At 44.7% G+C, this 26,478-nt stretch carries 23 protein-coding genes; 10 read left to right on the forward strand and 13 right to left on the reverse strand.

Translation table 11 applies throughout. The annotated features are described in order from the left end of the window. Window positions 1–57 precede the first annotated feature (57 nt). The 6 genes from A6E01_RS14300 to A6E01_RS14325 all read right to left on the reverse strand — a co-directional run bounded on the left by A6E01_RS14300 (window position 58) and on the right by A6E01_RS14325 (window position 6,015). Window positions 58–660: a DUF4326 domain-containing protein gene (locus tag A6E01_RS14300; RefSeq protein WP_065210515.1), complete on the reverse strand. Its 603-nt coding sequence runs from the start codon at window positions 658–660 to the stop codon at window positions 58–60. Continuing rightward, window positions 660–1,100: a DUF488 domain-containing protein gene (locus tag A6E01_RS14305; RefSeq protein ID WP_065210516.1), complete on the reverse strand. Its 441-nt coding sequence runs from the start codon at window positions 1,098–1,100 to the stop codon at window positions 660–662. Before A6E01_RS14305 ends, A6E01_RS14300 begins: the two co-directional genes overlap by 1 nt. Before the next feature lie 8 nt (window positions 1,101–1,108). Beyond that, on the reverse strand, window positions 1,109–1,723 hold the full coding sequence (locus A6E01_RS14310) for a dual OB domain-containing protein (RefSeq protein WP_065210517.1): 615 nt from the start codon (window positions 1,721–1,723) through the stop codon (window positions 1,109–1,111). 358 nt (window positions 1,724–2,081) lie between these two features. Further along, complete coding sequence (gene ltrA, locus A6E01_RS14315) at window positions 2,082–3,554, reverse strand: group II intron reverse transcriptase/maturase (RefSeq protein WP_065210518.1); 1,473 nt, start codon at window positions 3,552–3,554, stop codon at window positions 2,082–2,084. A gap of 646 nt (window positions 3,555–4,200) precedes the next feature. Then, on the reverse strand, window positions 4,201–4,791 hold the full coding sequence (locus A6E01_RS14320; RefSeq protein WP_017029866.1) for a pentapeptide repeat-containing protein: 591 nt from the start codon (window positions 4,789–4,791) through the stop codon (window positions 4,201–4,203). 27 nt (window positions 4,792–4,818) lie between these two features. Then, the gene (locus A6E01_RS14325) at window positions 4,819–6,015 is read right to left on the reverse strand and encodes an MFS transporter (RefSeq protein ID WP_065210519.1); all 1,197 of its coding nucleotides are present in this window, start codon (window positions 6,013–6,015) and stop codon (window positions 4,819–4,821) included. A gap of 143 nt (window positions 6,016–6,158) precedes the next feature. On the opposite strand from A6E01_RS14325, the gene A6E01_RS14330 reads away from it, so the two are divergent. The 5 genes from A6E01_RS14330 (at window position 6,159) to A6E01_RS14350 (ending at window position 11,171) form a co-directional block, all read left to right on the forward strand. Then, window positions 6,159–7,100, forward strand: coding sequence for a LysR family transcriptional regulator (locus A6E01_RS14330; RefSeq protein WP_065210520.1), 942 nt, complete (start codon window positions 6,159–6,161; stop codon window positions 7,098–7,100). A gap of 136 nt (window positions 7,101–7,236) precedes the next feature. Beyond that, entirely contained in the window at window positions 7,237–7,761 is a 525-nt protein-coding gene (locus A6E01_RS14335; RefSeq protein ID WP_017029869.1) for a hypothetical protein, read from the forward strand. Between the two features lie 258 nt (window positions 7,762–8,019). Further along, entirely contained in the window at window positions 8,020–9,015 is a 996-nt protein-coding gene (locus A6E01_RS14340; RefSeq protein ID WP_017029870.1) for a TRAP transporter substrate-binding protein, read from the forward strand. A 137-nt stretch (window positions 9,016–9,152) separates the two neighbouring features. After that, on the forward strand, window positions 9,153–9,806 hold the full coding sequence (locus tag A6E01_RS14345) for a TRAP transporter small permease (protein WP_017029871.1): 654 nt from the start codon (window positions 9,153–9,155) through the stop codon (window positions 9,804–9,806). A 3-nt stretch (window positions 9,807–9,809) separates the two neighbouring features. Continuing rightward, on the forward strand, window positions 9,810–11,171 hold the full coding sequence (locus A6E01_RS14350) for a TRAP transporter large permease (protein ID WP_065210521.1): 1,362 nt from the start codon (window positions 9,810–9,812) through the stop codon (window positions 11,169–11,171). Here A6E01_RS14350 and A6E01_RS14355 read toward each other — a convergent pair. The 3 genes from A6E01_RS14355 to A6E01_RS14365 all read right to left on the reverse strand — a co-directional run bounded on the left by A6E01_RS14355 (window position 11,168) and on the right by A6E01_RS14365 (window position 14,755). Then, window positions 11,168–12,505, reverse strand: a complete 1,338-nt coding sequence (locus tag A6E01_RS14355; RefSeq protein WP_065210522.1) for a sigma-54-dependent transcriptional regulator — start codon at window positions 12,503–12,505, stop codon at window positions 11,168–11,170. The genes A6E01_RS14350 and A6E01_RS14355 overlap by 4 nt on opposite strands. 2 nt (window positions 12,506–12,507) lie before the next feature. Next, window positions 12,508–14,277 carry a sensor histidine kinase gene (locus A6E01_RS14360; RefSeq protein ID WP_065210523.1) on the reverse strand — a complete coding sequence of 590 codons (1,770 nt, stop codon included), beginning with the start codon at window positions 14,275–14,277 and terminating at the stop codon, window positions 12,508–12,510. A gap of 163 nt (window positions 14,278–14,440) precedes the next feature. Further along, window positions 14,441–14,755 carry a DUF496 family protein gene (locus A6E01_RS14365; protein WP_017029875.1) on the reverse strand — a complete coding sequence of 105 codons (315 nt, stop codon included), beginning with the start codon at window positions 14,753–14,755 and terminating at the stop codon, window positions 14,441–14,443. A 208-nt stretch (window positions 14,756–14,963) separates the two neighbouring features. Between A6E01_RS14365 and A6E01_RS14370 the strand changes: the two genes are divergently transcribed. The 5 genes from A6E01_RS14370 to A6E01_RS14390 are packed head-to-tail and all read left to right on the forward strand — an operon-like array spanning window position 14,964 to window position 20,476. Further along, window positions 14,964–15,617 carry a YceH family protein gene (locus A6E01_RS14370; protein WP_065210524.1) on the forward strand — a complete coding sequence of 218 codons (654 nt, stop codon included), beginning with the start codon at window positions 14,964–14,966 and terminating at the stop codon, window positions 15,615–15,617. An 11-nt stretch (window positions 15,618–15,628) separates the two neighbouring features. Continuing rightward, a complete protein-coding gene (locus A6E01_RS14375) occupies window positions 15,629–15,904 on the forward strand; it encodes a GIY-YIG nuclease family protein (RefSeq protein ID WP_065210525.1) in 276 nt (91 codons plus the stop codon). After that, on the forward strand, window positions 15,901–16,992 hold the full coding sequence (locus A6E01_RS14380; RefSeq protein WP_065210526.1) for a substrate-binding domain-containing protein: 1,092 nt from the start codon (window positions 15,901–15,903) through the stop codon (window positions 16,990–16,992). Before A6E01_RS14375 ends, A6E01_RS14380 begins: the two co-directional genes overlap by 4 nt. A gap of 2 nt (window positions 16,993–16,994) precedes the next feature. Then, window positions 16,995–19,523 carry a LuxQ periplasmic sensor domain-containing protein gene (locus A6E01_RS14385; RefSeq protein WP_065210527.1) on the forward strand — a complete coding sequence of 843 codons (2,529 nt, stop codon included), beginning with the start codon at window positions 16,995–16,997 and terminating at the stop codon, window positions 19,521–19,523. Further along, window positions 19,517–20,476 (forward strand): hypothetical protein, encoded by a 960-nt coding sequence (locus A6E01_RS14390; protein WP_065210528.1) that lies wholly within the window; start codon window positions 19,517–19,519, stop codon window positions 20,474–20,476. The genes A6E01_RS14385 and A6E01_RS14390 overlap by 7 nt, the downstream gene beginning before the upstream one ends. Window positions 20,477–20,494: 18 nt before the next feature. On the opposite strand, the gene A6E01_RS14395 is transcribed toward A6E01_RS14390, so the two are convergent. From A6E01_RS14395 to yccS, 4 genes are all read right to left on the reverse strand, one after another. After that, on the reverse strand, window positions 20,495–21,322 hold the full coding sequence (locus A6E01_RS14395) for an SDR family oxidoreductase (protein ID WP_065210529.1): 828 nt from the start codon (window positions 21,320–21,322) through the stop codon (window positions 20,495–20,497). Between the two features lie 325 nt (window positions 21,323–21,647). Beyond that, window positions 21,648–23,231, reverse strand: coding sequence for a glycerol-3-phosphate dehydrogenase (gene glpD, locus A6E01_RS14400; RefSeq protein ID WP_065210530.1), 1,584 nt, complete (start codon window positions 23,229–23,231; stop codon window positions 21,648–21,650). A 211-nt stretch (window positions 23,232–23,442) separates the two neighbouring features. Continuing rightward, window positions 23,443–24,150, reverse strand: a complete 708-nt coding sequence (locus A6E01_RS14405) for a DUF2057 family protein (protein ID WP_017029885.1) — start codon at window positions 24,148–24,150, stop codon at window positions 23,443–23,445. A gap of 9 nt (window positions 24,151–24,159) precedes the next feature. Continuing rightward, a complete protein-coding gene (yccS, locus tag A6E01_RS14410; RefSeq protein WP_065210531.1) occupies window positions 24,160–26,322 on the reverse strand; it encodes a YccS family putative transporter in 2,163 nt (720 codons plus the stop codon). Window positions 26,323–26,478 lie beyond the last annotated feature (156 nt).

Raw genomic sequence — 26,478 nt, forward strand, 5'->3', positions numbered from 1 at the left:
TCAATAAAACATGAAACCCCATTCTTACATCGGCTTTGAAAGGGGTAATATGAGAGTTTATTTACCGTCATCCCAAGAGTTCAAAAAATCAGCTAGTACATCACCATGACAAGCTTGTGGTTTACAAAAACAACCTAATCTTTTGCCAGATAAAGAGTAAACCTTTGATTTGTCAACATTTAAAAATTTATCATAATCGAAGTCATACTTAAATTTTCTTATCACTTCATCACGATCACCATCCTCAAACATTGAGTAGGGATTTCCCCAGTATGATCTTCTACCGATGTATTCATAGTGAGGACTATTCCTTTCAGCTTGATACTTTGTTTCAGATTTTATGTTAATAACTCTTGTAATATGAATACGTATGAACCTAAGAGGTATTTGAGCAGTTTTCAATAACTCAACTTCAGAGACAAACTCTTCCCCATCATCAAAAACTATCGCATGTGTAATGTCATCACATGACCAGTTAGATAAAAGATTAGAGCTTGCTATACCAGCGTTCTCTGCGCAAAATTCCTCTATTAACTGATTTGGATCATGGGGATAAATCAACTCCACATCATCCAAACTCGATGTTATCTTACCCACTTTTCTTGCAAATTTTGAATAGCAGTTAAAAAGTTTAGGGTATAAAATCAATATCTTCGCCATTAGTACAAGTGCTTAACTTTTAGGTTCAAATCAGTATACTCATTTAAATACTCTACCACTAAGCGCCTATGACATAAATGTGGTTCGTGTTCACTACATAATAAGCAACCTTGATCGAGTAATGATGGCTTAACTAAACGCTCAACATTACGTTTGGCCATTAAGTTTAAGAACTTGTCTTCGTATAACTCCCAAGACATATCGCCTTTTTTGTAAGGGTTAAGAATTTCTTTGGTTGGAGCTAATTCAGGCATATGAACATATTCCGCACCGCAAAGCTCTCGTAAAAAGAACTTCAAATCATCTCTTTTCGCAAAGCCAGCCAGTTGAGATACGTTATTAAGACGCACATCAATAAGAGTTTTAACTTCTGAGTTTTTCAAGTATCCAAAAAACATCTCTGCTTTCTTTTGGGTAAATCCTATTGTGTAAATATGCATAATAAACCTCAAAAAATTGTTGCTACAAGTTTGTAGCAATAGCCCTGATATTGCTCACCTAAGCTAACACATAGTATGCCTGAAGTTGGCAAATTATCCCTTGCAATCTCATCAAACCGAGGATCTGTAGCAGCAAGGTCATAATCAATACCGCCATAGGAGAACGAGGCTCTCCGCTTATCATCATCTGTATAATACAGCCTTAAATTTTCTACTTGAACTAGATACAGTGATTGAGGCACTTGATAAAAACCTGCTGTTATTTGAGCATGAACAACTCTATTACCATCCCCCCAAAGATCCACTGGAGTGTCTAGTAGAGTATTCAACCGCCCAGCATCAAATGAATAATTTTGAACCCAAACAGTGCCATCAATCAAATAATTTTCAGGCTGGTGAGGAAGAGGTGCATGTTGCGCAATTCCTATACGAGCTTTTTGAAGAGGCTTAACACTAAAAGTACCATGTGGGTTTTGTATTCTAGCTTGTTGATGGCTTAACTCTCCACCTTGTAAATTTGAAACTGGTCTTATCCATCTACCCGTATTAACACACTTTCCAGCGACACAATGTTGACCATGCTTAATAGAATTAGCTAATACCACGACTTCAGATTGAGGCATATGATCTCCTAATTAATTTAACGTTATTCAAAAAAGCAGCAAATCTATATTAATCAATATGTTTACCATCATTCGAGAAGCATTACTTTGAATGCGGTCGATCTTTTATAGAAAACTAACCGCTATACCATCAGTTGCATTAAAGGGAACGAAAAGGCTTTAGCCTTGCCTTTTGCTTATCCATTAAAAAAAGTATGATAAAAAGAATTGTTGGGAGTTACTCTATTAGGAGAGCCAGCAAGGAATGGTCGAGTAGACGACACCTGTTACCAAGTGCCGCCCCTCTAAGAACCCAGCGTGCAACTTTCACTGCACTAGGCTCAAGCCTCCACGAAGGCATCGTTTGATACCCAGCAACTTATAAAGCAGTCGAAGTAGGTTCGTTCCAAGAGTTACGAGCTAGCCTTTTAGACTTTCTCTTTGCCAAGTATTCTTGGTATTGAGGGTCAAATGGCGTTGCAGCACTTCGGATTTTCACATGTCTTTCTATCGGCACTTTAGCTATTTGGAAGAGATTGAACTGGCAATCCATATCCATGACCTTCTGCCAACCGTGAAAATGCCATTGGCCTTTTCGGTTGATGAAGTATTTTAGGGCGATCCAAGTTTTAGACTTTGTTGGATGACGCCTTTTGGCCCAGTGCCATAACGTATGAAATAGCTTGTGACCTACATATCCGAAGACCTGTTTTGCTACGCAGTGTCGATAGTAGTTCGACCATCCTCTGAGTTTCGGATTTATCAGTTTGATAAGATCGTTGACTGGGAGGGTTACGTGCTTTTTGACGAGTTCACGCAGATTACTTAAGAACATCAACGTATTGGATTTACTCGGTTTAATGAGCAGTTTCCCTTTGTACTTCCTAAGGTTGAACCCAAGAAAATCAAAGCCATCGTTGATATGAGTAATGTGCGTTTTCTCTTCGGATAATGCTAAGCCTCTAACCGCTAAGAAGTCAGCAATCAACGGTTTGATATCGTTCTCCAGCACTTCCTTTGAAGCGCAAGTGACGACGAAATCGTCGGCGTATCCAATGAAATTGGCTCTAGTACCCTTTTTAAGGGCCGTAGACTTAATGTGCTGCTCAAGTCCTGCAAGAGTCATTAGCATCAAGGTTGGTGATATAATTCCACCTTGTGGTGTTCCCTCGTCGGTGCGATAGAACAGACCTTTGTCCATAAAGCCAGACTGTAGCCATTGTTCCAACATTCTCTTATCAACAGCGATGTTATCAAGAAGCCATTGATGACCGATCTTGTCGAAACAGGCTTTGATATCCCCTTCAAGTACCCATTTGGCTGATTTCTTTAATGCCAAACATTTGAAGCACTGCCCAACTGCATCGGCAGTACTACGATTTGGCCTAAATCCATAGCTGTTAGGGTCGGCAAGCGTTTCCGATATAGGCTCTAATGCAAGAAGGTGGAGGGCTTGTTGCGCTCTGTCTATCATACATGGAATTCCCAGCGGTCTAAGCTTGCCATTCTTTTTGGGGATGTAGATACGCTTGAGCGGTTGGGCTTTGTACGCCTTTCTACTCAATTGATTAACTGCTTTTATGCGGCGTGCATCTGTGTTCCAGATGACACCATCTATTCCAGGCGTTTTACTGCCTTTATTTTGAGATACTCGCTTAACCGCAAGAAGTTTGGCTGAGCGAGAATGAGTTAGTATCCACTGCAAGGCTTTCGCTTTGCCGTATTTACCTTCTCTAGTTGCCTTTGCGATACGCATCTGAAGCTTTAATACATGCGATTCAACGGCTTTCCAGTCGATAGACTGCCATAGGGCGCTGTCAGGAGAGGCACTAATCTCTTTAGAAATCATCATTTGCGATTCTCCTTAAATAAAGTTCTTCAAACTTTCTCGCAATGGAAGACCAGTCGGAAGTGGGCTCACTTTCGTGACAGACACCAGTCTGTATCTGCATCATTACAATACAGCCTTTGCTTTCTCCGACCTCCTTTACCTGCATCACTATCGGCTACAAAGGCTTTCCCCATAGGGAGCGATACAGGCTTACCCTGTTCCGTATGTTACGTAAAATGTCAACTTAGATGCCCACTCTAGTGCGGAGAGTACTCCGATCACGAAAGGCCAATGCCCAACTCCTTTCCGACTCTCGTTGCCGTTTTGGCCACAGCGTATTAACCACTTCCGCTGCTTCATCGTATAACGCACCTTTAATGGATTCACATACGTTCATCATATTGACTCCCTAGCACTTACCCGAATTGTGGTTTTCAGGAGGAACATCCTCTCACGATTTTGTTCCCACTCAGCCTATAGGCCTAGTTTCGTTACATTGTCAGATCCGCTACTTTATTCAGGATCCTAGGGTCGTCTGGTGATACAGACGGTTCACTCTTATCGTGGTGAACAACGTTTCATACGACTTCAGGTCGCACGGGCATAAGCGAGTTAGAAGCATCATTTGTTGAATGTCTGCCAATCCCGCATCTTAGCCCCCCTTCGCTCAATCCACCAACTCAATATTAAGACTTTCAAGTAAATTCAACGCCTCAAAGCGAGAGAATTTAGCGCCAGATAAGCGGTTATTGTTCAAGTCGATGCCAAGGTTTGAAGACTCGGTGAAGTCTACTTGTTCTAGGTTGGTGCGCATAAATAGGCTGTGTCTAAAGTCACAGTAGGTCATACTTGATTGGGAAAAGTCTCCCTCTCGGAAGTCTGCGTCATGCAGTTTGCATTCTGTGATGGTCAGTTCTTGGAGGGTAAGACCAAACCAAGAGCAGTCGTTGAGGATGCAGTGTTTGAAGGACAGTTCGCAATCGGCATGGAAGCTAGGCCAATGGGCTGTCGTCCAGTCTATGCCGACTAATTTACTATCGTTAAAAGAGACCTGGTACCAACGGCTGTTAGGGATCTTGATAAGGCTAAGGTTACAGCGAACAAACGAGCAATTAATGAAACGGCAATTAGAAAGCTTGGCTTCAGAAAAGTCGCAGTCTACAAACTCACATTCCTCAAATTCAATATTACTGAACTCTTCATAAGCAAACGTCTGCTTGGAGAAGGATTTGTCGTAATATTGCTCGTTATTTTTCATTCCGTAGTCCGTAATATAGGTCAGTGTTTAGCAGGCGTTTGATAACTGCAGATGCCCTTGCCTGAGATAAATTCTATGCATGGCAAGGCTGGCAATAATCAATACGATAGACAATATCATGAAGCCTAGGCTAATCGCATTGTAGTAGCTGAGTATTGCGATCATGACGTAGCTAATACTCTGTGAAAAGGTAGAGAAAAGCTTAAGGCCGCCATCAATTCGACCACGATAGTTGTTATCTACTTCCAGGTTCATCTTGTAGGTTCGCGCGATGCGATTGTAGCTAGAGAAGAAGCCAACTAACAAGGTCAATCCCACTATCATCTTCGGTGAAGGTGACAGTGCCATCGCTAATATGAGCAATCCAACGCTGAATAGACACGCCATCATCGCCTTCTCCGTGGCAAATTTGCTAAGCAATACCTTGACGAAAAAGCCGCACATCAATGCCCCAAGGCCATAGCTCAGGCTCCAGCTTGCAAACCAAGAGGCTGAAATGCCTTGTTCGCTAAAGTGTATTGGAATCAACTTAGAGAGATAGGTGAGCGCTGGGTACCCAAGACAAGAGAGTGCTAAGAATGCATAGAATCTTGGTTGCTGAGAAAATACTTCTTTACTTTCAATTAGTTGTGATGAAAACGAAGGCGAGGATTCTACTCTAGGGCGACGATGATAGGTGGTAATCGAAAAGCTAAGCAGTGACAGTGTGGAGGCGACTGCGGCAAAGGTCGCAAACTGAGCCATTCCCCAAAGCTCTAGAAAGACAATACCTAATGAACCCGCTCCTAGTGAAGTGGCTTGGAATACAATCTCTTGGTAACTGGAGTAGGAGGCGTACTCATGCTTTTGGTAATTCTCTTGGGTAAAGGCGTTGTTGGTGCACCAGGCAAGATCGTTGGTTAACCAGAATACCAGCTGGGCAAAGGCCAAAACCCAGACGGAGATAGCCTGCTCTTGGGTAAACATAAGCAGGATCAAGGCCGTGGCTACCTGAATGCCTTGCACCAGCATTAAGATAGCTTTGCGAGAATAGCGATCAATGAAGGTGGCAAATATTGGGGTTAAGAAAAAGGATGACAGTGTGCAGGCTAGGGTAGTCAGAGCAACAAAAAGTCCCATGTCGCCTTGTTGCAGAAGAAACCATGGCAGAGCCATCATGACTAAGCCTGACGATATCCCATCCCAGAATAATCCGCTTAGGTGTGGTAAGAATTTTCTGTTCATTGTTGTTCCTTGAAAGTCCATTTGCCACAAGCTTAATAGTTAAAGTTAACTTTAAGTCAATGCTTATTTCGTCTGTTTTTAGAAACCGAGAAAACAGCAATAACTGTGTTATTATTGATAAGTGATGCTTATTAGGTGGGACTATGGCAAAAGACTTAGTGGCAAATCTAGATCTTAATTTATTGCGTGTGTTTGTGGTGCTGTTTCAAGAGAAGAACACCCGCCGCGCGGCAGAAAGACTGCATGTTACCCAGCCTGCGGTGAGTCAGTCTCTAAAGAAACTTCGCCATCATTTTGATGATCCGTTGTTTGTGAAAGTGACGGGTGGGCTTGCGGCTTCAGGTTACGCTGAGCGGCTATATGATGTTGTGGCTCCAAACCTAGAAGTATTGTTTAGCGGGTTGTCGTATCTTGATTCTTTTTCACCACAAGAAGTCACGCAGTCAGTAAAAATAGCTCTTTCGCCACCAGCGATGATGGCGATATCGGGTTCTTTAATTCTTAAATTTAAAGAGTTAGCACCGAATGCAGAACTATCAATAGTATCTTGGTCTGGTCAGACGATAGAAGAACTATCTAACGGCGATACTTTAATAGGGATTCATTATGGGGATATTGCTTATCCTAAGAGTATCCACCGCCATCAAGTCGCTATGTTGACAGCCGGTGTTGCTGTTAGAAAGGGACATCCTTTACTTAGAGAACAAAAAGTTTTCCAACAGCTAGCAGACTATCCAATAGCCTCACAAATCATCCCCGGTTGGAATGACAAAAAAGTGGTTGCTGCGGAAGTCATGGGACGTTATGGGATGAAACTAACCGTAGGATTTCGTGCTGAAGAGAGCGCCGCATTGGTTGATGTAATTAGTCAAACCGATATGTTTATGCCAATAACCAGCCTTTTCCCGAGACATAGATATAACGATATTGCTTACCCAAACGTTCAAGTTCCTGATCAAGATCGCTACTACCCTTTATATTGCTACCATCACCTACGGCACCGCAAGAGCCCCATTGTTGAGTGGCTATATCAAGTTATTCAACAAGTAGTGGAAGAACAAATATCACTCAACTTCGATAACTAATGCTTATTAAGGCTATTACTATTGCTACTTAGAGTGAAGTGCTGTGCTCTTTTATCATAGCCCGCATATTTTGAGCGAATAGCTCAATTCCATTATGCGTCACAAGGATGTTTCGCTTACATAGAGTATCCGAGCTATGAAGCATTTTATCCGTTGTCTTTCTATCCCCTTTCTTATCGTTTCCTTTTCCACATCCGCTAAAGAAGTACACTTTTCTCCTCATATTACCGCTGGACCTTTGGTCGGCGCGGGTATCAGTGGCGTTGGCGGTCAACTTGGCATTACAGAGGTGTTCGGTAGCAACACGCTTTACGCCAGTTTTGAGAAAATTGATTATCAATACCTGACTGATGACGAAGAGTGGAAAACCTATAGAGTGGGCATTCAGCATCCCTTGAGCAAAGAGCCTAGGATTGCGTTTCAGTTTGAGTTGGGCGGTATTGATTATCACGGTGAGCGTAATCTCATCTGGAGAAAAGAAACGCGCTCAGGCTCGGGCGTTTCTACCTCTGGATCGGTGGTATTGAAGATCAACAACTATCTTGGCGTTAGAGGCGGACTCACTCTAAATTATATTGATCGCAAGAACACATTCTTGTCCTACTCTACGTTTTCAACCGTCCATCTTGGCGTGGTCTTAAACACAAATTTTAACGGCTAACGCTAGGTTAAATCTTACTTAATCTGCGCTATTTCCCTGGTGCTCCAATGGGTGGTTATGTAAACCTTTTCTGGTTTTCAGTGTGTCATTTTCCACCCATTTTACTCATGTTCACAAGTGCCGATAAATTGAGGGATTTAGTAACGTGTTGAAATTATTGCAATTAACAGAAATATAACATTTCTGGCACGGTGTTTGCTCTCTAGTCGGCAAACTGCACCCATAGAAGGGGCAGATTGACCATCAAGGAGATACACCATGTTTAAACCCCTCACTCTACTTTCTGTTTCTGCTCTAGCGTTACTGAGCTTCAATGCCAGCGCTAACTGTGATGATGGCGAGATCGTTATTAAGTTCAGTCATGTAACCAACACAGATAAGCACCCTAAGGGCATTGCCGCATCATTGCTTGAGGAAAGGGTGAACACTGAAATGAATGGTAAGGCATGTATGCAAGTCTTCCCTAACTCAACCCTTTATGATGATGACAAGGTGCTTGAGGCGCTTCTAAACGGTGACGTTCAGCTTGCTGCACCATCGCTGTCTAAGTTTGAAAAATTCACTAAAAAGTATCGTATTTTCGATCTTCCTTTCTTGTTTGAAGACGTCGCTGCCGTTGATAAATTCCAGAACTCAGAGGCAGGCGACAAGCTGAAAAATGCAATGAAGCGTCGCGGTCTAGTGGGCTTGGAGTTTTGGCATAACGGTATGAAACAGATGTCGGCCAATAAACCGCTATTGATGCCAGAGGATGCAAAGGGACTTAAGTTCCGCGTTCAAGCTTCAGATGTACTGGTAGCGCAGTTTGAGCAACTTGGTGCTAATCCTCAAAAAATGTCGTTCAAAGAGGTTTACGGCGGCCTACAAACCAAGGTTATCGACGGCCAAGAGAATACCTGGTCGAACATCTATGGTAAGAAATTCTTCGAGGTTCAAGATGGTGTGACAGAGACCAATCACGGCATCCTAGATTACCTTGTGGTGACTTCAAATGACTTTTGGACTGAGCTACCAGACGATGTGCGTACTCAGTTAGACACTATCTTGATGGAAGTCACTCAGACTCGTAATTCAGAGTCGTCCAAGGTTAACCAAGCCAACAAAGAGAACGTGATCGCCGCAGGTGGCACAGTGAGAACCTTGACTCCAGAGCAACGTCAAGCGTGGGTAGATGCCCTTCAACCAGTATGGAAGAAGTTTGAGAAAGACATCGGTGCTGAACTGATCGATGCCGCACTCGCTTCAAACCAATAACTGGATAAGGCTTCTTCGGAAGCCTTAGTTTCACCCTAAATGGCGTTCTGCTTTTATAAGAAATCTAGATCTAACCAATAAGCAGCAATCTCTTTAGGTGTGATTACCTCTCGTACAACGGATGTGAGTACTACACGATGAACGATAATCATCAAACCGAATCTACTTGGGATCGAATTGGTCGGGTTACTGATCAAATTGAAGAAACCTTGGTCGCCTTTTTTCTTGGCACCATGACACTGCTGACCTTTGCCAATGTGGTCATGCGCTACGTGTTCAATGACAACATCTTGTGGGCATTGGAGCTGACCGTTTTCTTGTTTGCTTGGCTGGTATTAGTTGGCGCGTCTTATGGCGTGAAGAAACATTTTCATATTGGGGTGGATGCGTTTATCAACATCCTACCGGATAGAGCGAGACAGGCCTGCGCTATGCTGTCCGTTGTTTGTTGCTTGGCTTTCGCACTGCTACTGCTAGTCGGCTCTTGGAACTACTGGTACCCATTTGCAACGGACAGAGCATGGTATGAAACCGACGATATCCCTATGCCTGAAATCTTCCAGTTTATGTCGGACTGGCTCAATGAGGGGGAGCGCTATGAAAAGCTCCCGCGACTGATCCCTTATATGGCTCTGCCTATTGGGATGGGCTTGCTCACCTTTAGATTTGTTCAAGCCGCAGTGCGCATCTTTACCGGAAAAACGGATCGCTTAATTGCAGGCCATGAGGCCGAAGAAGAACTAGAACAACTAAAACATGACAGCGCTAACATCGCTGAAAAGGGAGATTAGACGATGGCTGTTTTGGGATTGTTTGTCATGGTTATCCTGTTCATGCTGATTGGCGTGCCAATCGCCGTGTCGCTTGGATTAGCCAGTATTCTATTTTTGATGATTCACTCTGATGCCTCATTAGCGTCAGTTGCACAAACCTTGTTTAACGCCTTTGAAGGGCACTACACGCTGCTGGCGATTCCCTTCTTCATTCTGGCATCCAGCTTTATGTCTACAGGCGGGGTAGCGCGTCGTATCATTCGCTTTGCGATTGCCTTAGTGGGCTGGTTTAGAGGTGGATTGGCCATGGCGTCGGTTGTGGCGTGTATGATGTTCGCGGCACTGTCGGGCTCATCTCCGGCGACCGTTGTGGCTATCGGTAGTCTGGTTATTGTGGGCATGGTGAAGAATGGCTACACCAAAGAGTTTGCTGCAGGGGTAATTTGTAACGCGGGTACGCTCGGTATTCTTATTCCGCCTTCCATCGTTATGGTGGTGTATGCCGCAGCAACTGATGTCTCGGTGGGGCGCATGTTCTTAGGTGGTGTGATTCCGGGTCTGTTAGCCGGTGTGATGTTGATGATTGCTATCTACATTGCAGCAAGAATTAAAAACCTGCCTGCGCAACCTTTTGCCGGTTGGGGAGAGATTGGCGCAGCTGCTAGGGATGCTAGCTGGGGATTATTGCTGATTGTGATTATTCTTGGCGGTATCTATGGCGGAGTGTTTACGCCAACGGAGGCGGCTGCAGTTGCCGCTGTGTATGCGTTTTTTATTGCCAATTTTGTCTACAAAGATATGGGCCCGTTTGCGGACAAGTCTAACAAGAAACCGTTGTTGCTAAAGGTGGTACAGACTTTTGTGCATAAGGATACCAAAGATACATTATTTGAAGCGGGTAAGCTGACCATTATGTTGCTGTTCATCATTGCTAACGCATTGATACTAAAGCACGTACTGACAGAAGAGCGTATTCCTCAGTTAATTACAGAGTCCATGCTATCAGCAGGTCTGGGTCCTATTACTTTCTTGATTGTCGTGAATATCTTGCTGTTGATTGGTGGTCAGTTCATGGAGCCATCAGGCCTACTGATTATTGTCGCACCTCTAGTGTTCCCGATTGCTATCGCTTTAGGCATTGACCCTATTCACTTGGGGATCATGATGGTGGTGAACATGGAGATAGGTATGATTACACCGCCGGTGGGACTCAACTTATTTGTCACCGCTGGGGTGGCTAAGATGTCAATGCTAGGTGTAGTAAAAGCCGCTCTACCTTGGGTAGGCGTGATGTTCTTGTTCCTCATCATTGTGACTTACGTACCTTGGGTATCCACTTGGCTTCCGACCCTGCTCATGGGGCCTGAAATAGTGACTCGCTAGTCGGCTTTAAAGTTGTCTTTATCGAGTTGATAACGCTGCATCTTGTCGTAAAGGGTTTTACGCGCAAGTTGCAGCGTTTCCATTGTCTGCTTGATACTACCGTGATTGTCAGTCAGTGCTTGCTCCAAGGTATACTTTTCAAACTCCGCCACTTGCTCCGCTAAGCTCAGATCTGACTTTTCATTGGCACTTGAATTCTCAAGTGTCAGTCGACCTAAAAGCACAAAGCGCTCTGCCATATTTCTCAGTTCTCGCACATTACCCGGCCAATCATGATTGAGCAGCAAGCTTAAATCTTGAGAGCTCAATGCCTGCGAGGTTTTACCATAGCGTGAGGCGGCAACGAGTAGGAAGTGGTGGAATAGGGTTGCAATGTCTTCTTTGCGCTTCCTTAAAGGGGGAAGCTCAAGGGTGACAACATTCAGGCGATAGTATAAATCTTCTCGGAAACTGCCTTGCTGAGCGGCCTGTTTGAGGTCCACTTTTGTTGCGGCGATAACGCGAATATCAATAGGGATAAGAGAGTTTGAGCCGACGCGCTCAATGGCGCGCTCTTGCAGAACCCGTAGCAATCTTATTTGTGCCTGCATTGGCATCGACTCTATCTCATCAAGAAAAAGCGTCCCATTTTGCGCATGTTCAAGTTTGCCAATACGCCGAGATTCTGCCCCCGTAAAGGCGCCTTTTTCGTGGCCGTAAAGTTCACTCTCGATAAGGTTTTCCGGGATAGCGCCGCAGTTTACCGCGACAAAGTTATTATCTCGGCGACCGCTTTGTTCATGCAAAGAGCGTGCGACTAGCTCTTTACCCGTTCCGGTTTCGCCAAAGATAAGGATGTCCGCTGAGGTATCGGCAATATGAGTAATCGTCTCTTTGAGGTGCAAGATTGCAGAGGTATCACCAATGATGCGAGGTCCGAGTGTTTGGCTGGCCTTCAACGAGTTTCGAAGGCGCTGGTTCTCTATGGTGAGCTGGCGCTTTTCAATGGCTCGCTTGGTGGTATCTAGCAATCTGTCGGTAGCAAAGGGCTTTTCTATGAAATCGTAGGCTCCCTTATGCATTGCCTCTACCGCCATAGAAATATCCCCATGGCCGGTAATCAGAATAATAGGAAGCTCAGGGTGCTGCTTATTGAGACCCTCCAGAAGATCTAAACCCGATAAACCCGGAAGGCGAATATCCGAGATGATGACGTGAGGTAGTGTGGTCTCCAAGGCTTGCAAGGCTAACTCGGCATTTTCATAAAACTGGGCTTCAATGCCCTCTAGCTCGAAGCTCTGCTTTAATGCTGAGCGGATCTCTGGCTCGTCGTCGATAATGAAAGCGTGGCACATAACTAGTCCTTAGCCGTGAGTAGTGAAATAGTGAATCGAGCGCCGCCAAGGGGGCTTGGGGCATACTGCAAATGACCATCAAAGCTATCGATTATCTGCCGTGAGATGGAGAGCCCCAGACCCAACCCATTGTCCTTAGTGGTAAAGAAAGGCTCGAACAGGCGCGTAATTTTTTGCTCTTCTACACCGGTGCCATTGTCATCTATGTGTATGAATAGCCAACCATCAGAGCTGTCTTCTAGAGAGATGGTCAGTTTGGGCTCTTTCAGATCCTTAATCTCTTGCATCGCATTGGTGAGAAGATTGACCAGTACTTGCTCCAGTTGAATTGGATTCGCCAATACCGAGTAGGAAGAGGGTTCGGCCTCAATAAGGTTGATATTAAGAGATTTGAGCTGTGGGTTGAGCAGTGCTTTGGTGGAGAACAGCACAGGATCTAATGCTATGTAGCTGAGGTCGGTGTTATCCGATTTTTTAGCAAAGGAGCGCAGTTGCTGGCTGATGTTTGCCATTCGTTGTGTGAGCTGAGTGATCTTTGAAAAATTCTCGGATGCTTGTTCACTGTTGCCTTTGATTAGGTAACGAGCGCCGTTATCGGCATAGCTTCGAATAGCGGCGAGGGGGTTGTTGAGCTCATGACTGATGCTGGTGGACAGCTCGCCCAGCAGTGCCAGTTTTGCAGCTTGGATGAGTTCACCTTGGGTTTTTATTAGTTGCTGCTCTGCCTCTGTACGTTGGCGAACCTCCACCTGCAATTCAGCGGTACGCTCCAGTACTTGAAACTCAAGCTTTTGCTTTGCTTCTGCTTGTATTCGGTCTATTTGTTGATGCTTCAAATGCCTATGTCTTGCCAGCAATAGCAGTAGGGACAAGACACCAAATATTAATGCGACGATAACAGCGAAATTGATCAGCGACCAGTACAGATGCTTAGTGGAGACTAAGCTTCTGAGGTTTAATTTGGCTCTTGGAAAACGCTCAACGAGAGTAAGAAACTCACCCTTGGTATTGTTGTCTTTTAGGTTAAGCAGGCTAGGTGAAACCGTAAGATCGCCAGTGGCATTTAAGGGCTCGATATCAGCATTTAAGTACTGCCGACTCTGCTTGATTTGTGTAAGGGTATCTTCAGGTAGGTTGGTCAGGCTTTTGAAGAGCCAAGAAGGCTCACTGGACATAAATATGATGTTGTTATCATCGGTGGCAATAAACGCTCCTTGGCTTTGTTGCCACGTAGACTCAATAGCGGATAGCTCCATTTTTACTACCACTACACCAATAATTTCCGCCGCATAGACAACGGGAAACCCGTAGTAATATCCCCTCAATCCAGAGGTTAAACCAAGAGCAAAATACTCACTCTCTCGGCCTTGTATGGCGTCCTTAAAGTAGGGACGAAAGGCGAAATTCTTGCCAATAAAGGAGCGTTCTAAAAACCAATTGCTGGCTGCAATGGTGGTGCCATAGGAATCTAACAGGTAGGTATCGGCTGCTGAGACGACTTCGTTAACATGGTCCAAATAACGGTTAGTGATCTCTATTTGAGCGCTGTTGTTGGGTGTCAGCAGTGCGTTGATTAATTCTTTGTCTTTTGATATTAACTCGGGGATATGACTGAATTTATCCAGCTCGCTGGTGATGTATTGCGAGAGCTTTTCAATGTGTGTTTTTTGCTGGCTAATTAATTCGTCTTTGGTTTCGTTCCACACCCACCGTCCGCCCAATACTAGGGTGCAGACAAACAAAATCAATATCAGCAAAAATTGACGATACATTGCAGTAAATCAGCGAGATTCCAATAGGTTAGCTTGCTGAAAGTATATGTTAATTTTATGTAACTGCGATAAGAGGGGAGAGTTATTGAGAGGTGTGTATAGAAATAAAAAACGCGAGCCTTAATTACGGGCTCGCGCTTGTCATTCTATCTAGCAGTAGCGACTATTTTTTGCCGTGTACTTGCTTGTCTTCTTCTGTCAGTTCACGAATCTTACGGCTGATTTCACGGCGAGTTTTCGAGATTTCAGCACTTGTGATGATGTGATCATCTACACGGTCTTCGTAGTCAGCCTTCATGTTTTTCACGATCATAATGATTTCATCGTGAGTCATATCTGGCTTGATGTAATCCATCAGGTTGTCTAGTAGGTCAGCACGCTTGCGGTTATCACGAATTTTCTTTTCGTTGTCGAGGATTTCGCGCTTAAGCTTATTTTTGCGACGAGCTAAATTAACAATTTCATATACGTTGTTCATTTTCTATCCTTTAGAACCAATATTAAACTTTGGAAATTAAACCATAAGCTTTGGCAAACATACAGTGTGTAGATCAAGCTCTGAAGACTGCTGCCTGCTTTTTCAGCGTTGAGAGTAAAACAAACATTAATTCATATGCTTGCTATCGCAACCTAGTCAATACTTGCATACAATCTTACTAAATGAAACATGAAGATGGATCCTAAGAATGTTATTGCAATTATCCCCTCTAGAAGCTCGTATTATTGGCTGCCTTATCGAAAAAGAAGTCACCACTCCAGACTACTATCCTTTGAGCCTAAACAGTTTAACCACAGCGTGTAATCAAAAGAGCAATCGTGATCCAGTGATGGAGCTTAGTGATGCAGAGGTGCTTGATGGCATCAATGCCTTAACTGACCGTCGCCTTGTGAATGATGAAAGTAGCTTCAACAGCCGCACTGCTAAGTATCGTCATCGATTCTGTAATACGGAATTCGGAGACCTACAGTTTTCTGCTCAAGAGAAGGCCATTGTGTGTGTGATGCTACTGCGCGGTGCGCAGACCCCTGGTGAAATCCGTACTCGTACCAACCGTCTGGCTCAGTTTGCGGATGTAAAAGAAGTAGAAGCGACTCTAGATAAGCTAGCAAACCTAGATACTCCGATTGTCGTTAAGTTGCCAAGAGAACCAGGTAAGCGTGAATCTCGTTATCAGCACCTGTTTTGTGGTGAGGTGGATATCGAAGCGTTAGCAACCGCTACGGCAGTTTCTTCAGTGAAAACGCCTACAGCAGAGAAGCTAGAGGCACTGGAGCAAGAGGTGGCGTCATTAAAATCTGAAGTGGCTGAACTTAGAGCCTTGATTGAGTCAGTACTCTGAACAAAAAAGCCATGAGTGAGTGGTTCGTCTACTTGATTCGAAATCGTCATAACGCACTGTATTGCGGGGTGACGAATGATCTTGAGCGCCGTTTCTCGCAACATGCAAATGGAACTGGCGCGAAGGCACTAAAGGGTAAAGGGCCTTTGACTCTAGAGTGGTCCACTAACGTTGAGAACAAGTCGCAGGCATTGAAATTGGAATACAGAATCAAGCAATTGAGTAAGCAACGCAAAGAACGTTTAGTGGCCGGTGAGTCTATTGCTCTTGAGGGGCTAACGTTATGAAGCTGTTGCTGGTAGGGGCGCTGTTGTCATTTTCAGCTTTTCAATGTTTTGCCGAGAACATGATACTTCGCGAGTATTGGGAGTATGACTTGTATTTGGACGAGCATCCTGAACAAAAAAAATTAACCGAAGAAATGGAGAAGCGTATATATCAAGCGCCTGTTCCTTTGGCTATACAGCAACAGCGCCCAGTTAAAATCGATATCGTTTATCCCGGTTCACAGCTATCTGACTACTGGTGGCGCAATATTAAGACCCTAGAACTTAGACTGCAGGAGCTCGGTATCGAATACGAGCTGAATAAATATTCTTCGCGCCCTAATTTGGACTATCGACAAGAAAGTGAAAGCCTGCAACAGGTACTAAAAAACAACTCTGACTATTTGATTTTCACTCTGGATACAAGCAGACACAAGAAGTTTGCTGAGAGTGTGATGAGCAATCCTAACACCAAGTTGATTCTTCTCAATATTACGACTCCAATTAAACGGTGGGGAGAAAAACAGCCTTTAATGTACGTTGGCTTTGACCACTTTAGAGGGACTCAATTATTAGCTAACGAATATAAGAAAATGTTTCCAAATTCTGCGGATTACGGCTTGGTTTATTTTTCACCAGGCTATATCAGCGAAGCTCGAGGAGACACCTTTGTTAAGTACTTAAAAGATGACGGGGATTATTCGTTAAAACGAGCGTATTTTACCAAAGCCAATCGAGAGACAGCGTATCAGGCGACTTTGTCGATGATAGAGCAGGAGGGTAATCTCGATTTTATCTACGCAAGCTCAACAGATATAGCGTTTGGTGTGACAGATGCGCTGTCTGAACTAGGTAGAGAAGACATTGCAGTCAATGGTTGGGGTGGTGGCTCAGAGATTGAAGCAGTTCAAAGTGGATTGTTGGATTTTACCGTAGTGAGAATAAATGATGACACAGGGCTAGCGATGGCAGAAGCCATCAAACTCGATCTGCAAAATGACCCTGTGCCTTTGGTATATTCGGGAGAATATCAAGTGTTCACCAAAAATGACGAATCCAGTCTAGCAGAAGCCTTGAAACTCAAGGCATTCCGATATTCCAATAGGTAAGCATGAAAGTAGTCGATAGAAAGATATCACTGACCACTCAGATTATCCGTGTTGCATGGGTATCTTGGTTTGTGGTGATCTTAGGTTTTTTCTTTTACAACTATCAACTTAGCACCAAGACCTTTGAGACTGAGCTTGAGCGAAATTTCAATCAGACCGCTCGCGTGGTGAAGCAGCTGATGGAAAATCGCTTACAAACGATACAGGTGACTCAGGATATATCCTCGAAGTCCCGTACTCTAATCGAGCTGTTTGACTCTGAGCAATATCGCGCCGTTGATAATTACATGCTAAAGCTTGAGGAGTTTGATCCAGAGGGAGCTGCTGATTTTCGTTTCATGTACCGATATGGAGAATTGGCTTGGGAGGATGGTAATGCGGCATTTTATGGCTTTAGTCATGCACAGTTGATGGTCTTAGGAAATGAAGTTGATTTCAGCAATAGCTGGTATTTCTTGGTCCCGTCTACAAGCCTTGGCAATAAGCACACTATGATTCGCCGTTCTCCGCTTATTAACCCTGAGAGCGGAGAGTTGATTGGTTATTATTTTGTGGTTTTAGTGCTTGATAACAATCTTAGGCTCATTCGCAATGTGGTTCTAGACGGCAATATTAATGACCTTATGTTGGTAGAAAATGGAGAGGTGATCGCCGCTTCCTCTCCAAAGATGATTAAGCTTCTAGAGCAAGATTCACCATTAAGGCTTGAAGACCAGACTCAATATGACTCTGAAATGATCAGTCAAGTTGATGTGATTGTGGGTGGTGTGCTTACGCCTGTGAAGGCGGTATTTGTGCAAAATACGAGTAAGCTAGAAAGGGTTGAGATCAGCTTTGCTGCCTCATTAATGCTGGCGTTGTTCGCTATAACCGCTTCGGCAGTCATCATCACTCAAATAGTGCAACGCAGAGTAGAAAGAGAAATCAAAGGGGTGATGTATTTAGCTGACAGCTTTGATAGCGCTAAGAAAACCATCTCTTTTAAAGGCTCGAACATTATTGAGTTTGACCGTTTAGGGCATACCCTTCAGGCCAGTATTCGACGTGAAAAACAAAAAGAAACCTCGTTCAAAAACTTGTTTGAGTTTTCATTATTGCCTACGGCACTGCTTAATAGCGACAAGCAGGTTCTAGAGCTGAACCCTGCCGCTATTGAGGCATTCGCTAATGACAGAGGAGCGGCGGCTCTCAAGAAAGAGCTCGATACCCATTTTGATTGTGTGTTGCAAACCCAGCAAAACGCAGAGGTTGATACGCACGTAGGAGAGCAGATTTACCGCTGGAGTATCGCTCCAATTTTGGTCGATGGTGCTTCGCCAACACTGGTCGTCCAAGGCAAAAACATTACTCAATTTGTTGAAGCTGAGCGTCAAAGTGAGCGAGCAAGGCTGGAAGCAGTGCAGACAGCATTGGCTCGAGCTGAGTTCTTAGCCAAGGTAAGCCATGAAATTAGAACGCCTTTAAATGGGATATTGGGCATGGCTCAACTTCTCAAACAAGGGGCGATTTCAGATGAACAGAAACGCCAAACACAAGTGCTACATAACAGTAGTGAACATCTTTTGAATTTGCTCAACGATATCCTCGACTTCTCTCGAATTGACAAGGGAGGAGTCGTTATTGAGCATTCTGAGTTTTCCCTGAATCAAACCCTAGAAACCATAGAGTCTTTTGCTGAGCCGAGTTGTTTACAGAAGGGCTTGAAGTTTGCCGTAAATAAGAACTTTGAAGACGATGTAACGGTACGAAGTGATCAAATGAGGCTAACGCAGATCTTCCTCAACCTACTGACCAACGCCATCAAATTCACTACCAAAGGAGCGGTGGTTGTCGATGTTGAATTGCGTAATCGCTTAGCGGATAGAGCGGAGCTTTATTTCTCGGTGACGGATACAGGCATTGGGATTGCTAAAGATAACCTTGATAGCATTTTCTCATCATTTACCCAAGCGGATACTCATATTAGCCGACAATATGGTGGCAGCGGCTTAGGCCTGAGCATCGTTAAAAGCCTGGTTCAGTACCTTGAGGGTAAAATCAATGTTGAAAGCCAGTTAGGCAATGGCAGTCGCTTCTCTATTACTATGCCGATTCTTACCGTAGAGCGAAAGCAGCCCTGGCCAGAGGCACAAGAGGAACCACTTTTTGTCTTTGAAGGTGAGGCGAAGGTGCTATTGGTTGAGGATAACACCACCAACGCCTTTGTTATTCAAGCCTTAGGCAAGAAACACGGCTTAGTTTTTGATTGGGTAACAGATGGTATTCTGGCTATCGAAAAAGCCCAAGACAATCACTATGATCTCATCCTAATGGACAACCAAATGCCCAACATGGATGGTATCGAGGCGACTGAGAAGCTACGTAACGAATTGCGCTTATCGACTCCAATTATCGCTTGTACCGCAGACGGCTACCAGTCAACGACAGACGCATTCTTAGCCGCTGGGGCTAATGCCGTAATAGTGAAACCCATTTTAGAAGAGAACCTTGTACAGACCCTGCGCAAGGTTATGGAAAACGCTAAATGTTGAATTACGAACCTATTGATATTCCCTTTAATCATCGTCACACCTGTTGGTTTTGCGCCGAGCCAAGCAATGACATAGTTCAGTATCCTAAGGTGGCTTCACCTTATCTTGCGCACGTGCCTTTGCAACTGCCTGCGTGTCGTGAGTGTAAAGTTATTGCGTGGTCTTGCATCACAGATTCTATTTGGGATCTGCGACTTCAGGTTAATAACGCGCTGATGAAGCGATATGCAAAACACCTTGGTATTGGCGTGAATTGGACAAAGCAAGAACTGGAAGAAACCACGTTAGAGGGGACCTCTTTCAAGGGTTTTACCGATAGCGCTTGGATGATGTACGAGATCGCGAAAGGGCGAGTGAACTTCTCGGGTTGGCCTCTTGCGATCAATGGAGTGCCACTGGATATTATCGATGACAGCTACGGCTATGACTTTGATGGAGCACGTTTTATTAACTTTGATGCCGCGGTAGAGTTTTATCAAAAAGCGGAGTCTTTGAATAAATACCTCATCGATGGATTAGTCTCATTGTTGGGACAAGATCGCTTCGCTTATGCTTTGAGAGTGGCGCGACTTCACCCTTCTATCAGTAAGCGAATGGCTGATGAAGTGATTGCAGAGATTACCGAGCAAGAGTTTGACCGAGCGGAAATGCTAAGGCAACCCGAGCATCGATCTGGATTAAAGGATGTCAACATTGAGAGTATTTCTGCGGTTACTCTCGGTAGTGAGCAGGTGCAGCCAGAGGCCATAGCTTGGGCTATGAGGCGAGACATTGGTGATCTTGTTGAATTGCAGCAGTGTGAAGATGCGTTTTTTGATGAACATGAGCACTTAGGTGGCGTTGCTGCCTTTGCGCTCTATCACGGACTACAACTCTATCTCGAAGCGCGTCAAGACGATAGTTGGAGTGAACAACACGACCCCAACTATGCTCTTTGGAATCAGAATAGCTGAGGTTGTTCCAGACCCTAGTTAGTCGCTCTTTGCCAACAAGCGGTCAAGTAGGCTTGTGGGTAAGATGCGACGAAGAAAACCAAACACGTAAGTGGGCTGCGTGACATAGTAACGCGCCTTTGGTTTCTGGCTGGTGAGTATCTTTTTGACTGGCACAAGAACCGCTTCGGCAGGCAAGGTAAATCGATTGGTAGAGGTTTCTTTGCCTAAACGCTCAATGGTATTTTGATAGTTTTTACTGTGTCTCGAGTTGTCAGTATCTATTGTTTGTTCAAATGCCTTAAGGGCATTCTCTCGAAACTTACTCACTATCGGCCCTGGCTCTATCAAGCTCACTGAGATTGGTGTGTCCATCAGTTCTAATCGTAAGGTATCGGTATACCCTTCAAGGGCAAACTTACTGGTGTTGTATGCGCCACGATATTTCATTGCCACTAATCCCAACACCGAACTGTTTTGAATGATCTTGCCATTGCCTTGTTTCAGCATAATGGGAATCACCGCTTTGGTGAGTTCATGCCAACCTATAAGGTTGGTTTCTAGCTGAGCTCGAAGTGCCTCGGTAGGCAAGTCTTCTAACGCGCCACATTGTCCGTAAGCTGCGTTATTAAACAGTGCATCGAGTCTTCCACTGGTTATCTCCAACGCTTCTGCTAATCCAGAATGTATCGACTCGGCATCTGTGACATCAAGTTGAACACAATTAAGCCCTTCGTTCTTGAGTCTGCTGACATCGTCACTGCTTCGGCAACTGGCTACAACTGTGTATCCCGTTTGATGTAATTGCTTGGCGCAGTGATAGCCAATGCCACTGCTGCAGCCAGTAATTAAGATTGATTCTTTCATTTGTATCCTGTTTGGATTTTTAGAAATCTGAGTGCCTGACCATTGAAAACACTTATGTTAGCAGAATCTAACGGAACCTAGCTTGTCGAATAAGGTCTTAAACAACACTAATAAGGACTAAAGGTAGGTTATAGAAGAGATGGCTATGTTCGAAGTCCCTGCGTATAAAGCGTATCAATTGTTTAAGATCGGACTTCTTACGGAGCGACAGTTTCTACACTTATTGATGCGTATTGACAGAGCAATGAAAAAGAGAAGGTAGCTATCCCTTAGAGCAATCGTACTCAGCGATTGCATACTTAGTGCGGTTGTTATTAATGGCCTGCTATGGCATTTGTATTGTAGCTTCTTCATTGCAGTCGAGATCTATGGATTTCTGATACGTTGAAGCCTTATTGAGTAAGTAATGTTTGAGAGCATCCACTTCTACCTGTGACATTTCCAAGTACAACTTTGTGCGTCTATAGAGGATATCTTGCGCAGAATGTGCGAACTCATGCTCAAACAAATAGTCCACCTCTGCTGCATACAGTTGCGCTGAAAAGCGTTTACCTAGGTCTTGTTCTTCGCGCAATGAATGAGCAATGATCAGTGCACGAGTGCCATAAATACTTACCCAACGTTGGATGATTTCTTGGCTTACAAAGGGGGCAAGTTCAGTTAATTGCGCAAGTAGATCTTGTTTATCAAACTGTTCTGCACCCGGCAAAAGGGTGTCTTCGGTTGTGCAGGGGGGCATCTCAGGAAAGACGCGTTCTAGCTTACCTAACGCCGCATTTGCCAACTTTCTATAGGTCGTAAGCTTGCCACCAAATACCGATAGTAAAGGCGCAGTTTCTAGGGAGTGCTGCAGGGTGAGGGTGTAATCTCTGGTGATTGCCTGAGGGGAGTCAGATTCATCATCGCAAAGAGGTCGTACGCCACTAAAGCTGGATATGATGTCGTCTTTGAATGTGGTGTGCTTAAAGTGTAGGTTTACCACGTCTAATAGGTAGTCTATTTCATCATCAGAAATGGTGACTTTACGGGGATCGCCTTTGTATTCAACATCGGTTGTGCCTATCAGAGAGTATTTATCTAAATAGGGAATAGCGAAAACAATGCGTCCATCTTGGTTTTGCAAGATATAAGCAAATTCCTGAGAATAGATTTTCGGAACTATGATGTGCGAACCCTTGATAAGGCGAATGCCCATAGGTGATTTGGTTTGCACGGTATCGGTAATGAACTCTTTCACCCAAGGCCCAGTGGCATTGACTACACAATGAGAGCGACGGGTTAGGCGCTCACCGGTTCGATGGTCGAGAAGCTCAACGGTCCATATCTTATCTTGCTGGGTAACAGAAACGACCTCACAGTAGTTTCGCACTTCAGCGCCGTTCTCTTTGGCTTGCATTGCATTGAGAACCACCAATCTAGCATCATCCACCCAGCAATCAGAGTACTCAAAGCCAACCTTAAACTCATCATACATGATGCCGTCATCGCCTAGGGAAACCTTACAAGAAGCGGGGAGCGAGTTACGTGTGCTGAGATAATCGTACAAGTACATTCCGGTGCGGATCATCCAGGCAGGGCGAAGGAAAGGACGGTGAGGCAGGCGAAATCTCATCGGTCTTGCTATATGAGGGGCTTTTTTGAGGATGACTTCACGCTCAGCCAGAGCTTCTGAGACTAAGCGAAACTCGTAGTGTTCTAGGTAGCGCAAACCGCCATGAATCAGTTTAGAACTGGCAGACGAGGTCGCGCTAGCGAAGTCTTTGGCTTCAAATAGGGCGGTAGACAGGCCTCTAGAGACGGCATCGGCTGCAATACCAACACCATTGATACCACCGCCAACTACAATAATATCGAGAATCTGCGATTCGTTGTGGTCGTGCTGTAATCGCTCTGATCTTGCTTGGTTCATTAGCTAACTACCCTATGAGAACGTTTACACTTTTAACTCGAAAAGTGAAGAATGCTAGTTTGAGTTTATACGTATAGCTTAAGACATTGCGATTAAGGAAATGGAGAAGCTAGGGCAATTTTCATGATTTTATATGAAAATCGCCCAGATTTGAGAGAGGAGTCTCTATTTTTAGGTGCAAGACTCCAACTCTTGACTGCAGGAGTCGGTATTACTGGCTGTTCACGTAGGCTTTAAAGCGTGCTTTGGTTGCATCGTCTGCCTTGCCGTACCAGAACATCAGCATCTCTTCTTCAGTGGTCGCTGTTGTTGTCTCTGGTAGTTGCGTTGGCGTTGCATTCGTTGTTGCTGTTTCAGCAACAGGTACTACGGTAACTGTCTGCCCAGAGGCTTGTGCTGCTGTTACAGCGGCATATGCAGCGCTATTGGTGGTTGCAATGGCAGCAGCGCCACCCGCAGCATTGAACTTAATCATCTCGGTTTCGTAATCACGACCAATTTGCATGCCTTCATGGACCAGCTTGTCTTGGGTCATCTCTATGGTTTGGTTAGACTCATTCACCAATTTCCAATCAGGGTTGCTATTGAATCTCTGTGCTTCACGGATGTTGCGGTACTTAGGAAATTCAAACTCTAGATTTTCGTTCTCAGCGGTAAACTTCGCTACGATAACGTCAGAGTTCATTTTCTCGAACTCTTGGCCTTGTTTAAAGCTAGGAACGTAGCGAAATACGATCTGGTTTTCGCCGTCAGGTAGAATTGCTGTAGAGCTTGATGAGAAGAACCCACCGTCAATCTCAGGTTCTGTGCCGTTGACAAGTAGTAAGTCAACATCCTCAGGAAGACCGATGGTGACCTCTGCAAATGCAGGTGCAGTCAGTGATAGTGCTAGTCCGGTTAGCAAAATTTTCTTGTACATAGAGCTTCTCTAAAGTTTTGGGTCTAAGACCAATTTTGATTTTGAAAAAGTTTGGCTGAGTATTTTTATCTCTGGCAACATTCTGTGGATCAAGTGCAGTTGTTGCAAGATCATCTGTGCAGATGTGCCATCACTCTCACGCCATTGTGATAGTTTGTGTTGGATATGATTGGTATCGAACACTTTTTCATCGAAGGGTTCATCACGCAAAGCCTTCTCAATAGCATCGAGCTTAACATGAATCTCCTGATATGCATCAATTACTAGCTTGTGCGTTGTCGCATCACTGAGCTGTGTTCTGTGTGCGCCCAGTGCAGAGACGTAACTGAGTAGGGCATGGTTTAAGGTCAAGAAGCGAAAACTCTCGTTGACGGCATGCTGATATTTACCAGGTTCGGCGAGCATATTGCTAATCGCTGCGCTCAGGTTCGCGTCATGACTATGAGCAGCACGGCGAGCGATGCGGTAGTTGAGGTCGTCGGTTTTTCCTAGTCGATACTGAGCGATAATCTGAGCGAGGTAATTTCCGTTGGCTTTAATTGCCTGTCCCATAAGAGAGGGCAATTTCTTGGCTTGCCAATCAGGCAGAATGAAGTAGACCGCGCCTGCGGCCAGTAGGCTTCCTATCAGGGTATCAATCAATCTTGGGACAATCACCGCATATCCGGCTCCAAGTTGAGAGAACAAGAACAGCACCAGTACGGTAATAATTGCCGTCGCATAAGCGTAGTTTTGCAGCCTAAACGCAAAGAAAAGTACGCTGGAAATGACAATAACAAACAGTTGGCCTTCCACTTCAGGGATAAGAGAGAGCATCACAACGCCAAGGATCAATCCGGCAAAGGTGCCACTGATCCTATGAAATAGCTTTTGTTTGGTGGAGCTAAAGTTACGCTGACAGACAAATAAGGTGGTCAGCAGTATCCAGAACCCATGCTCAATGGAGAATAATTCAATGATGCCATAACCAACGGTGAGTGCCGTTGCGAGCCTTATGGCGTGGCGAAATAGCACTGATGAAGGGGAAAGACTGTCGCTAATTCGCTGCCACATCTGTTTGGCGGTATGCGCGGTTCTATCATCCAGCACATGATCAAACGATTGTGCATCAGGGTTGTTCACGTTATTCAGCAATCTATCGACCGTACACAAGTTATTGAATAGGTACTGAAGCTGAGCTAAAGATTGTTGCCACTCAGGGTTACGTTGCTCAATGAGGTGAGTCATTGCACCTTGCAGTTCATCCAAGGCGATAACCGACTCCTGACTGCGTTTATAAGGCTGGTTCAGCCTTAGAGATTCCGCTATATATTCGCACTCTTTGGCGTAGGACTGAATGAGGTGCTTGAATCGAAATAGCACATCTGAGCGTTCAAAATGCAGTGCAAGGTCTTGATAGCGGTAGTGACTGGAACTGAGTCTTTCATGCATATCTTGGGCAAGAAAGTAGATACGCAAAAATCGGTCACTAGGGCCATCGACATGCCCTTTCTTTGAGCGCTTTAACAGGGTGTCACGGCATAGCTCTAATGCTTCTACCGTGTTTGCATTGAGCTTTGCTTCCTCAATGCGCATCGGCTGAGGCGCAAGGCCTGTTGTCGGGTGAAAAAGGCGACTTTTTGTATCCAGGTAGCGCGATAGCTGGTGGAAGGTCTGCGAAAGACTCAGCTGAACGGGCTGCATTGGCCACAGGCTTTGCCATATTAAAGAGAGCAAATAGTACCAAGCTGCACCTAGTAACAACAGGATTGGCTGACTCCAAATATCGGTACTTTCGCTGGCCCCCAACATGGTATAGATGGCGATCAGCAATGAACCAAAGGCGATGCTCGCATAGCGCGGACCAATGGCGCCTAGCATGATAAAAGTGAAGGTTGAAATGAATAACCCCACGGCAAAAGCAAGGGGATAAGGGTAGAGCACCTCGATGGAAATACTCGCAATCGCAAAACAGATAAAGGTTAGGGTGAGTGCTTTTAAACGTCCCCAGAAGTTGTCGTCAGTTTCCGCAAGAGCGGCTGCGATGACGCCAAGAACCAATGGTGTAATGAGAGTATATTGACCTAGATACCAACATGGCAGTACGACGCCTAACATGGTGACTAGGATGAGAAGGCTGTAGTTAATCGTTTTATTCGCCCAATATTGGCGAAGTGTGGCAGAAGTGTTCACAGAGTTTTAGGCTAGCCTTTTATAATATCTTGTTACTTTACACAGGGTTAATGTGATTTGCACTCAATTGAGAGGCGACTGTGCGTGCGATCTTACTGAACTTTCAAAGAAAAACCTAAAAATTACCTACCGCTTAATGCGCTCATTGGATTAATC

This window comes from Vibrio breoganii, from assembly GCF_001677275.1.
Classification (GTDB): Bacteria; Pseudomonadota; Gammaproteobacteria; order Enterobacterales; family Vibrionaceae; genus Vibrio; species Vibrio breoganii.

Bases quoted from the DNA above. Each gene is read 5' to 3' on its own strand.
- A6E01_RS14300 (WP_065210515.1), bottom strand. From the start codon at position 660: ATGGCGAAGATATTGATTTTATACCCTAAACTTTTTAACTGCTATTCA.
- A6E01_RS14305 (WP_065210516.1), bottom strand. From the start codon at position 1,100: ATGCATATTTACACAATAGGATTTACCCAAAAGAAAGCAGAGATGTTT.
- A6E01_RS14310 (WP_065210517.1), bottom strand. From the start codon at position 1,723: ATGCCTCAATCTGAAGTCGTGGTATTAGCTAATTCTATTAAGCATGGT.
- ltrA (WP_065210518.1), bottom strand. From the start codon at position 3,554: ATGATGATTTCTAAAGAGATTAGTGCCTCTCCTGACAGCGCCCTATGG.
- A6E01_RS14320 (WP_017029866.1), bottom strand. From the start codon at position 4,791: ATGAAAAATAACGAGCAATATTACGACAAATCCTTCTCCAAGCAGACG.
- A6E01_RS14325 (WP_065210519.1), bottom strand. From the start codon at position 6,015: ATGAACAGAAAATTCTTACCACACCTAAGCGGATTATTCTGGGATGGG.
- A6E01_RS14330 (WP_065210520.1), top strand. From the start codon at position 6,159: ATGGCAAAAGACTTAGTGGCAAATCTAGATCTTAATTTATTGCGTGTG.
- A6E01_RS14335 (WP_017029869.1), top strand. From the start codon at position 7,237: ATGAAGCATTTTATCCGTTGTCTTTCTATCCCCTTTCTTATCGTTTCC.
- A6E01_RS14340 (WP_017029870.1), top strand. From the start codon at position 8,020: ATGTTTAAACCCCTCACTCTACTTTCTGTTTCTGCTCTAGCGTTACTG.
- A6E01_RS14345 (WP_017029871.1), top strand. From the start codon at position 9,153: ATGAACGATAATCATCAAACCGAATCTACTTGGGATCGAATTGGTCGG.
- A6E01_RS14350 (WP_065210521.1), top strand. From the start codon at position 9,810: ATGGCTGTTTTGGGATTGTTTGTCATGGTTATCCTGTTCATGCTGATT.
- A6E01_RS14355 (WP_065210522.1), bottom strand. From the start codon at position 12,505: ATGTGCCACGCTTTCATTATCGACGACGAGCCAGAGATCCGCTCAGCA.
- A6E01_RS14360 (WP_065210523.1), bottom strand. From the start codon at position 14,277: ATGTATCGTCAATTTTTGCTGATATTGATTTTGTTTGTCTGCACCCTA.
- A6E01_RS14365 (WP_017029875.1), bottom strand. From the start codon at position 14,755: ATGAACAACGTATATGAAATTGTTAATTTAGCTCGTCGCAAAAATAAG.
- A6E01_RS14370 (WP_065210524.1), top strand. From the start codon at position 14,964: ATGTTATTGCAATTATCCCCTCTAGAAGCTCGTATTATTGGCTGCCTT.
- A6E01_RS14375 (WP_065210525.1), top strand. From the start codon at position 15,629: ATGAGTGAGTGGTTCGTCTACTTGATTCGAAATCGTCATAACGCACTG.
- A6E01_RS14380 (WP_065210526.1), top strand. From the start codon at position 15,901: ATGAAGCTGTTGCTGGTAGGGGCGCTGTTGTCATTTTCAGCTTTTCAA.
- A6E01_RS14385 (WP_065210527.1), top strand. From the start codon at position 16,995: ATGAAAGTAGTCGATAGAAAGATATCACTGACCACTCAGATTATCCGT.
- A6E01_RS14390 (WP_065210528.1), top strand. From the start codon at position 19,517: ATGTTGAATTACGAACCTATTGATATTCCCTTTAATCATCGTCACACC.
- A6E01_RS14395 (WP_065210529.1), bottom strand. From the start codon at position 21,322: ATGAAAGAATCAATCTTAATTACTGGCTGCAGCAGTGGCATTGGCTAT.
- glpD (WP_065210530.1), bottom strand. From the start codon at position 23,231: ATGAACCAAGCAAGATCAGAGCGATTACAGCACGACCACAACGAATCG.
- A6E01_RS14405 (WP_017029885.1), bottom strand. From the start codon at position 24,150: ATGTACAAGAAAATTTTGCTAACCGGACTAGCACTATCACTGACTGCA.